We start from the raw sequence: 7,707 nt of genomic DNA on the forward strand, positions 1-7,707 counted from the left end.
ATGTCAGCAATCGTAATATCAAGTAGGCAATTTAAACAAATGCAGTCGTATAAAACACTATCAAGCAACCAATTAGAACGACAAAAGATGAAATGGAGCTTCATTGATCGAATTAAAAATACGATCAGTATTCGCTGGGAGCGTTCGAAAAAGGTTTTAAGCGTGATCGATGAAATTATCTATAAAGCAACAGATCGTGGCTATAGCTTCAATGGAAGAGAAACCCTGGCAGAGAAATGCAAAGTCAGCCTATCGACTGTAGACAAGGCTATTAAGCTACTTAAGCAGTCAGGAGAGGTATTTGTAGCATATCGGACCAATCCTTCTTCAAATGGCTTAAAAACACCTATCATCATATTAAAAGAACATGAACATTTTACATATTGGCAAGAGTTGTTAGGATTAAAAAACAATGTAGAACACAAAGTAGAAAATGGAACGGAGTCAGTCGTATCAAGCGATGAGAGCTTTAAAATAGATGCTACCTATTCTATACCTTCTTTAAAACAAGACAGTAATAATATAAGCAATAATAAAATTGTTCAATATGTTGTCAATAGAGTTAACGACGCTATGAAAGATGGTTCGACTATCAAGTTTGTTTCAAGTTATGTAGATAGAGTGTTTAGGTCATTGGAGCAACAGGCATTACTTGAAGCACATAGACATGATAACGCTATAAGAAAGAAACGTGAGAAAGAATCACTTACATATTTAACTCCAAAACCTAAAGAAGTACCATTTTATAATTGGCTTGAGTCATGATTTTTTTAAAAACACATGATCAGGCTTAGTTTGCTATTGTTTTTACATAACCGATATTTTTATGGCTGTATGATCGACTGGCATTATCAGTCATAACCGATAATGCAGGATAATGCTGTCATACCAACGAATATAAGACCATGACTGTATGATTTATGGTTGTATGACCGATAAGTGAAAGGTGTGAATATTATGGCTGATAGTGAATGGTTTACTGTTTCGGAAGCTTGCGAGAAGATTAATGTCCCAGTCGAGACTATAAGGCGCTACTTAAGAAGCCACAACGTCCATTTAAAGGTTAAAAAGCTAGGTAAGAAGTATTTTATACACCATGACTCTCTGACCGTTATTAAGCAGATAAGAGCGCTGTATGATCAAGGCAAGAATATTGACGAGGTCGAAGAATCCTTGTCCGCAAGTGGTGTTGCAATGACTATAACGGTAAAAAGCGATGATGAATCGATGACCGTTCATGTGGCTGATGAATTACAGGAGATAAAACGAGCATTGCAGGATCAGGAGAAGTTTAATCAAGCGTTGCTTCAGAAGCTAGATGAACAAAACGCTCATATACAGAGCCAGCATGATTACATAAAGCAATCGTTAGAGCGTAGAGATCGGGAATTAATGCAAGCAATAAGTGAGAGCCAACAAGCCAGAATAGAGACAGCGACAGCGAAACAAAAAGGTTTTTTCAGTAGACTGTTCGGTAAATAAAAAGGTAACGTCAAGTATAGTTACCTTTTTTGCTGTGTTTTAAAAAATTACATACCAATTAATATAAGGTTAAAAACGTTCTCATCAAAAAAGTCCCATATTTTAGCACCATACAAAACTACCTTTTGTAGTATCCATTCTAATACTCTACCAAATATTCTAAATAAAATCTGAGCAACCCACATTACTCCTCTTAAAATAAGACCTAATAAACCTGTTTTCCATAGAATAAGACCAATTATTAAAAATAAGAATAAACCACAACCGTTTTCTCCACCAATCATAAAACAAATTACTAATAATATGACAGCTCCTATGATGTATAACATATGATCCTCCAATTTTAATATATATGAATAAATACCCATTTTTATATTAAGACTAAATAACTATTAATACAATATACTCAAGCCCGAATTGAGACAGCAACAGATAAACAAAAAGGATTCTTTAGCAAGTTGTTCGGTAAGTAGCTTACTCCGTCAAATAAGCAGAATTTATTGTCTTGTTATCACTTTAGTTTTTAGAAGGTTAAAAAAACTAAGTGAAAGCAGGTTGATTAATTATGAGTTTATACCGTAAATCAAAGGCAGTAAGTAGAATTGAAGGGTTAGTGAATGCTGGGCAGTTAAATAGAAAGGCATACGAGACGTTAAGAGATATGCTTACGAGCGAGGCTGTATCATTGGATAAGCTAAATAAGGTTACTAGAAACAATGTTTACAAGAAAATATTTTATTATAAATTTTTCATCTCTTGTTATAACGCTCGGAATGTTCGGTGCGGTAGGAAGAAAGGTTATGAGAATGTCCAGTACATGTTAGGCGATGAAAGAGGTTTGATTATAAGGTTGTCTAAAAATAATCCTCAATTAGCCATTGATGGCATCAATATTATCAAACGATATATAGAGAGTGGGTTTGACTATGGTTATGCTCCTTGTATCCATCGCAAAGAAGACAGTGGTCACTATGACTGGCAAAACATCATGATCATGGCACGCAAAGATCATGATCAGCTTAAAGTTAAAGATCAGCAGGAGCATGAGTAAAAAGGAACTTTCAGTGTTATTTGATAAGTAGCAGTAAGGCTTCGTATTGATGTTATTAATAGTGGAGAAGGTGCTATAATAATTAACTTAAAATATAGAAAAAAATTATGAAATTTTACAGCAGAATTTCTATAAGTAAGGTGACAGATAGTGTTCAAAGAACTTAAAATAGATACCATTTATGTGGTAACAAAAGTTACAAATAGACAATTTGATGCATTAAAAGAATTTATTACGTTTCGTTATAATTCGCCATATTACGAAGCTCTTAGCACTCAATCATTAAACAACGATAATGTTGACTACGCTTTGAAATATAACGTTAAGGATGAATTAGGTAGACCGAATGTAACTAGGTTTATGAGAGATGGATATAATTTAAAATTGGAAATGCAATCTAATTGTCTTAAAGATATGCCCGATAAAATTAAACAATTGCTTCAACAATTTGATTGGAAGATTCAGCAGATTGAATTAGCCTACGATTTCAACGATCCTATTAGTAACCATTTTTCATTCATTGAAGCCAATACAGATATCAGATATAAACATAAGAACAAAGATGCCAAGGAAGATTACGGTCAGAACTACTACATTTATGCTGATTCGTCTCCCCAGCAAGCATTAATTTATGATAAGAAAAAGCAGTTACGAGAGCAGAAAGGCATTGAAATAGATGATCGATATTTACTGAGGTATGAAATTACGATAAAGCCAAAATTGAATGAACAAAAACCTATCCATGAATTGCAATTTGATTGGGTGAATCAATATTTGGACAAGTTTACTTTTGTCCCTAACATGCGAGATGTAAACAAAAGTTTATTTGATTCTCTAGTATTGAAAATCATGAGACGCCGAACCAAGCATATGAGAAAAGAACCTAAAAAGTTGCGCCAAAAGGTTAGAGGATTAGCTGAACAGAATAAATTTGATTTTATATCCATATTTGATGATAACGCAGAACAATTATTTAATTGGCTACCTAAAAAAATAACATTACAAGCACAATAAACATAGAAAAAAACTGGCCGTTTTTCGCTCTCTCTTTATTCAACAAAATACTATTGATATAAGAGTTCGCAACTAACAAGCTAGAAATCCAATAATATCAATGCTTCGAAACTTGCGAACAGCTAGATTAATTCACCATTTTATCTTTAAAAAACGAGTATTTATCTTTGATATTTTCATATGTATTTATCTCCTCAATCAGATCAGCACTAGCCCCGAGACATGTATAATGACAGAGAGTGTTGACCCAATCCATTGTTACTAAATCAGCGTCATTAAGTTTAATGTGACAGACTCCACAGCAAATTTGCATTTGATCCCCTTCTTTCTAACTGGAATACTATCCCTATTTTACCGTGTTATCTGTTTTGCGATTGTTAATTATGCGTTAATAAATCGTGGCATAACTAAAGTAAAGCCACCTTATAATAAGATGGCTTTACTTTAGTTATCATTATTTATGCTTCTACTAATTCTCTCTGAGCTTTTTTTTTCCTCTCAGCTAAAAAAATCACAGCTTCTTCCCAACCAATATTTAAAGCTCCAAGAACTTTTTCATAAGTTTTATCTGTAATTCCACCACTGCCTCCCTCGATTCTATGAATCGTTTTAACCGCAACATTAGCCATGTCAGCTAACTGTTGTTGAGTTAAACCATTTCTTATTCTGTAAGAAAAAAATAATATCAGCAAAACCTTCTGACATGGAGGTGGTAGTTGGTGTTATTTTTGGCATTTTACTGATCAATTCTTGATCTAATTCATTAAAATCTCTCATAATAATCCTCCTCTAAAGGACTTATTTTAGTTAAAGTATTTTTCTGGATTTATCTGAGTATCTTTATAAACATCGTGGGTCAAATCCCTAAATTGATCTGTTGGATCAGATTCACCAGGTATTTTCACAAAAGGATATACCACACAATGATAAAGTTGACTATCATGATATTTTGGAAAAAATGTTGCTCTAAAGTACCAATTAAATTCATCTATATCAATACGTAATTCATACACTACACTCTTGCCTAATTTTTTAACGATTTCAAGAGGTCTGGTATAAGAAATCCCATCAACATCTAATTTAAAATCAAAAGATAATGAAGTCGTATGATCCTGCGGAAGATCGTTCCTATCCAGTGTCCTTAAACGTTTGAGAACTGCTCTTATAAAATGTAATTGTACATTTTCGATATGAGATTCGTTTGCTAATTCAGCTAAATTTGTATAAAAATCCCCAAAATGTTCAACTCCAAATTCATCTGGTAGAAGAACAACTTTTCCTTTATCTATATCTATACCCATACATTATATCATTTATGCCATAAATTGTGAGAAAACTTATGTCATATATGATACATTCCCCCCTTTACCTAAATATTCCTTCTTTGATGATACCAAATTTCTGAATTTTTTTTCTATTTATTTTCAGTTGACTTCATCGGTGTCATAACTTAACAGTTACGATCTGTTATGAAAACAAATAATTCAAATAAAAGGACATTAGCTGTTAATTGCTAATGTCCTTTTATTATTTACTTAATAAGTTTGTTGAGTTCTTCTTTAAGTTTGATAAGCTCGTTGAATTGTTCAGCTGTTTTAAAATGTTTAACGGGAATAAGTTCGATTTCTCGTAGAGCATCTTCAAGAATACGTTTAGCTTCTTCTAAGCCATTGTTTGCTGTAGTAGCAGTTGCACGAAGCTGATAATATTTGTCGGCTTTTACTAAAACACCGTCAGTTTTACTATGAGCTCGATGTATTAAACCTGAGCATTGATTATCATTAATACCTTCAAATACTTTCTTTAATACTTCCTTAATCTCGTGATAAGTGTACTTTTTACCTGCTTCCAGATGATTTTGAAGCGAGTTGTTAGCGTCGGCTTGCGGTACTGAAATTACTACCATGAAAAACCCCTCCTACTTCTTTTTTTGTAACTTAAGTTTACCAAAAGAAGTAATTCTTGTAAATGGATTTTTTAGAATTAAGTCTAATAAGTTTAATTTTTAGAATTTAAAATAGAGGATACTCTTATTCTTTGGTATCAAAACTTATAAGTATTGACACCGTTTTGTGAATGCTGTATTATCAAGGTATCGGAAGGTATCATAACTTAGTGTCATAAATGCGTGCTGAAATAGGAGTCAATGATATGAAATATGGATATGCAAGGGTGTCAACGATTGGACAAGATTTAGAAGTACAGATTCAAACATTAGAAAATGAAGGGTGCGAGAAAATCTATTCTGAAAAATTCACAGGTACTAAAGCTGATCGCCCACAATTTCAGGAATTACTTTTACTGCTCAAAGAAGGAGATACACTTGTTGTTACTAAGCTAGATCGGTTTGCACGTTCAGCAGGTGACGCAATACAGATTGTCAAAGGTCTATTTGAAAAGGGTGTACGGGTTCACATACTTAATATGGGATTGATTGAAAATACACCAACAGGCAAATTAATATTTACAATCATGAGCGGTTTTGCAGAGTTTGAAAGGGATATGATTGTGGAGAGAACGCAAGAAGGTAAAGTGATTGCTAGACTAAAGGATGATTTTAGAGAGGGTAGACCGAACAAGTTTAGTAAAAAGCAGATTGAACATGCTTTGCAATTACTTGAAAATAATTCATATAAACAAGTAGAATCCATGACAGGCATTTCCAAAAGTACATTAATTAGAGCAGTTAGAAAGAAAAAACAAGGGTAATGAGACGTTTTTTCTTTCTTGTTTAAATTTTCCCCACCATTCCTATCATTAAGTTATAATTTAGAAAAAGATGCAAGAGGTGGAAAAATGGAAAATACAACCAAGATAAGGACGGTTAGTAAGAGATTCTTAGCTGAGATTAGAGAAACGCTATCAGAACAAGGTTTTTCTTCAGAAGATTTTACAATTTCCTCGAAGAATAAAAGTAATGTAGAGATAGACATCATTTATAAATATAATCATGAATATTATTTTAATGCTTCAATGCTAAGTACAGCGTCAGATATATACATCACTTATAGTCCAGGAGAAATAATGTCTCCTGAAACGGATGTAGATTTATCTAAAGATGAATATTTAGAAGCAATTGATAATTGGATTATTATTTTAAGAGAAGAACTAAAAAGTACCACTCTAGGTAGACAAGTTTATGAAAATGAAGAAAAGCTTAAAGATTTAGAAAGATTTATCCATGAAAAGTTCTCTGATAGTGAAACCACCTATTTCTCAAAAGAAGAAGGAGAGAAATTTAAAGCAAGGCTCGATGAATTTGAAAAAATGTTTCAAGAACAAATAAAACAACAAAATGCTGAAGACAAAAAGATACATAAAGAAATTGAATTATTAAAAGAACAGATCGATTATCTCCCTAAAGGTACATGGGCAACTGCTATCGGTGCGAAACTACTTAATTGGGGGTATCGAAACCCTCGAGCTGTTAAACAAGTCGGACAGGTAGCAATGAAAGCCCTACTTCCAAAAGAACTTGAAAATTCACTTCCAGAACTATTACCACCGTCTAATGAAGATTAAAGCCTCTCTCATGTAGAGGTTTTTTTATTTAAATTTAGTAACCCATACCACTTAAACGCCATACAATCCCCATACAGGCGTTTTGAGATTTCAACCTATTTGAATATGTGGAAGTGAATAAGTAGCCTGTACAAGGCTCTGGGATAGCATAAAATACGAGTTTTATTGAAAATGGTAGTGGGGCTATGTTTCAAGGGAAAAAGAACGTTAGTTCTCGTTTTTTTACCCCTAACGCACCCTCGTCCACACTATTTGATTTTTCTACCTTGTTAAAAACCTCGCTAGAATACACAACTATCCCCACACTCAGACGATTTTTTAATTGCCGATCCGAAAAAATTTCAATCTATTATTCTATCTGCTGGTGAATTATGCTAGAATTAAATAAAAAAATAGCAAATAAAAAGCCATTTCTCATAATGTTAGGGTTTGCAGACCACTAACGAGAAATGACTTCGCCTTTCACAGCCGAAAGGTTATTTGATGTATTCATTATACATTGGAAGATACTCGTATTTCAATGAAAATTTATGATAGAACTAAAAAATTCTATATAAATGATGAGCATACACAAATAGCCTTTAGATTACCAAGGCTGAAGTGTATGCTTTTTTGTTTGCTCATAAGGAGCAAATCAC

11 protein-coding genes are annotated in these 7,707 nt (G+C 33.1%); 6 read left to right on the forward strand and 5 right to left on the reverse strand.

The window, feature by feature from the left end:
* Together JNUCC23_RS23215 and JNUCC23_RS23220 are read left to right on the forward strand one after the other, a co-directional pair.
* Positions 1-765, forward strand: a 765-nt coding sequence (locus JNUCC23_RS23215) for a hypothetical protein (RefSeq protein ID WP_454216397.1), incomplete at its 5' end; no start/stop codon positions are given.
* Between the two features lie 192 nt (positions 766-957).
* A complete protein-coding gene (locus JNUCC23_RS23220) occupies positions 958-1,482 on the forward strand; it encodes a MerR family transcriptional regulator (protein ID WP_454216399.1) in 525 nt (174 codons plus the stop codon).
* Positions 1,483-1,529: 47 nt separating this feature from the next.
* Here the strand turns inward: JNUCC23_RS23220 and JNUCC23_RS23225 are convergent, their stop codons facing one another.
* Positions 1,530-1,811 carry a hypothetical protein gene (locus tag JNUCC23_RS23225; RefSeq protein ID WP_454216401.1) on the reverse strand — a complete coding sequence of 94 codons (282 nt, stop codon included), beginning with the start codon at positions 1,809-1,811 and terminating at the stop codon, positions 1,530-1,532.
* 236 nt (positions 1,812-2,047) lie between these two features.
* On the opposite strand from JNUCC23_RS23225, the gene JNUCC23_RS23230 reads away from it, so the two are divergent.
* Both JNUCC23_RS23230 and JNUCC23_RS23235 read left to right on the forward strand, forming a co-directional pair.
* Positions 2,048-2,533: a hypothetical protein gene (locus JNUCC23_RS23230; RefSeq protein WP_454216403.1), complete on the forward strand. Its 486-nt coding sequence runs from the start codon at positions 2,048-2,050 to the stop codon at positions 2,531-2,533.
* Between the two features lie 150 nt (positions 2,534-2,683).
* Positions 2,684-3,547, forward strand: coding sequence for a hypothetical protein (locus JNUCC23_RS23235; protein ID WP_454216405.1), 864 nt, complete (start codon positions 2,684-2,686; stop codon positions 3,545-3,547).
* Positions 3,548-4,005: 458 nt separating this feature from the next.
* Here the strand turns inward: JNUCC23_RS23235 and JNUCC23_RS23240 are convergent, their stop codons facing one another.
* From JNUCC23_RS23240 to JNUCC23_RS23255, 4 genes are all read right to left on the reverse strand, one after another.
* Positions 4,006-4,176 carry a hypothetical protein gene (locus JNUCC23_RS23240; RefSeq protein ID WP_454216407.1) on the reverse strand — a complete coding sequence of 57 codons (171 nt, stop codon included), beginning with the start codon at positions 4,174-4,176 and terminating at the stop codon, positions 4,006-4,008.
* A 1-nt stretch (position 4,177) separates the two neighbouring features.
* Entirely contained in the window at positions 4,178-4,324 is a 147-nt protein-coding gene (locus JNUCC23_RS23245) for a hypothetical protein (protein ID WP_454216409.1), read from the reverse strand.
* 26 nt (positions 4,325-4,350) lie between these two features.
* Positions 4,351-4,848 carry a hypothetical protein gene (locus JNUCC23_RS23250; protein WP_454216411.1) on the reverse strand — a complete coding sequence of 166 codons (498 nt, stop codon included), beginning with the start codon at positions 4,846-4,848 and terminating at the stop codon, positions 4,351-4,353.
* Positions 4,849-5,078: 230 nt separating this feature from the next.
* Positions 5,079-5,453 (reverse strand): hypothetical protein, encoded by a 375-nt coding sequence (locus JNUCC23_RS23255; protein ID WP_454216412.1) that lies wholly within the window; start codon positions 5,451-5,453, stop codon positions 5,079-5,081.
* Between the two features lie 245 nt (positions 5,454-5,698).
* Between JNUCC23_RS23255 and JNUCC23_RS23260 the strand changes: the two genes are divergently transcribed.
* Both JNUCC23_RS23260 and JNUCC23_RS23265 read left to right on the forward strand, forming a co-directional pair.
* On the forward strand, positions 5,699-6,256 hold the full coding sequence (locus JNUCC23_RS23260; RefSeq protein ID WP_454216414.1) for a recombinase family protein: 558 nt from the start codon (positions 5,699-5,701) through the stop codon (positions 6,254-6,256).
* Between the two features lie 87 nt (positions 6,257-6,343).
* On the forward strand, positions 6,344-7,069 hold the full coding sequence (locus JNUCC23_RS23265; protein ID WP_454216416.1) for a hypothetical protein: 726 nt from the start codon (positions 6,344-6,346) through the stop codon (positions 7,067-7,069).
* Positions 7,070-7,707 lie beyond the last annotated feature (638 nt).

This window comes from Peribacillus sp. JNUCC 23 (assembly GCF_053653995.1).

Bases quoted from the DNA above. Each gene is read 5' to 3' on its own strand.
- JNUCC23_RS23220 (WP_454216399.1), top strand. From the start codon at position 958: ATGGCTGATAGTGAATGGTTTACTGTTTCGGAAGCTTGCGAGAAGATT.
- JNUCC23_RS23225 (WP_454216401.1), bottom strand. From the start codon at position 1,811: ATGTTATACATCATAGGAGCTGTCATATTATTAGTAATTTGTTTTATG.
- JNUCC23_RS23230 (WP_454216403.1), top strand. From the start codon at position 2,048: ATGAGTTTATACCGTAAATCAAAGGCAGTAAGTAGAATTGAAGGGTTA.
- JNUCC23_RS23240 (WP_454216407.1), bottom strand. From the start codon at position 4,176: ATGGCTAATGTTGCGGTTAAAACGATTCATAGAATCGAGGGAGGCAGT.
- JNUCC23_RS23245 (WP_454216409.1), bottom strand. From the start codon at position 4,324: ATGAGAGATTTTAATGAATTAGATCAAGAATTGATCAGTAAAATGCCA.
- JNUCC23_RS23250 (WP_454216411.1), bottom strand. From the start codon at position 4,848: ATGGGTATAGATATAGATAAAGGAAAAGTTGTTCTTCTACCAGATGAA.
- JNUCC23_RS23255 (WP_454216412.1), bottom strand. From the start codon at position 5,453: ATGGTAGTAATTTCAGTACCGCAAGCCGACGCTAACAACTCGCTTCAA.
- JNUCC23_RS23260 (WP_454216414.1), top strand. From the start codon at position 5,699: ATGAAATATGGATATGCAAGGGTGTCAACGATTGGACAAGATTTAGAA.
- JNUCC23_RS23265 (WP_454216416.1), top strand. From the start codon at position 6,344: ATGGAAAATACAACCAAGATAAGGACGGTTAGTAAGAGATTCTTAGCT.